Consider the following 266-nt stretch of genomic DNA (forward strand, 5'->3'; position numbering starts at 1 on the left):
TCCACGACGACCGTGCCAACCGACTCCCCAGCCTTGATGGTAATCACCGAGCCATTGCTCAAGGTGACAGTCACCGGCGTCTGCGCCGGGTTGGTCAGGGTAGCGGTGTAAGTAATCTGACCGCCTTCGGTGACGGTGTTGCCTGCTGTCAGGGTAACGGTGGTGGTGTCGATCGAATCGGTGATCGTAGTAACCGCAGGCGTGGTGCTCGGTACCAGATTCTCAAAATTGCCGCCGGTTGCACCGGTAATAGTAGTGCTGACGGT

1 protein-coding gene is annotated in these 266 nt (G+C 58.3%); it reads right to left on the reverse strand.

What is annotated here, in order from left to right; translation table 11 throughout:
- The coding region (locus AOA59_RS00525) for an immunoglobulin-like domain-containing protein (RefSeq protein ID WP_371919049.1) at positions 1 to 266 on the reverse strand (266 nt) is incomplete at both ends.

Origin of the sequence: Pseudomonas sp. 2822-15 (assembly GCF_002742515.1) — a bacterium.
Classification (GTDB): Bacteria; Pseudomonadota; Gammaproteobacteria; order Pseudomonadales; family Pseudomonadaceae; genus Aquipseudomonas; species Aquipseudomonas salomonii.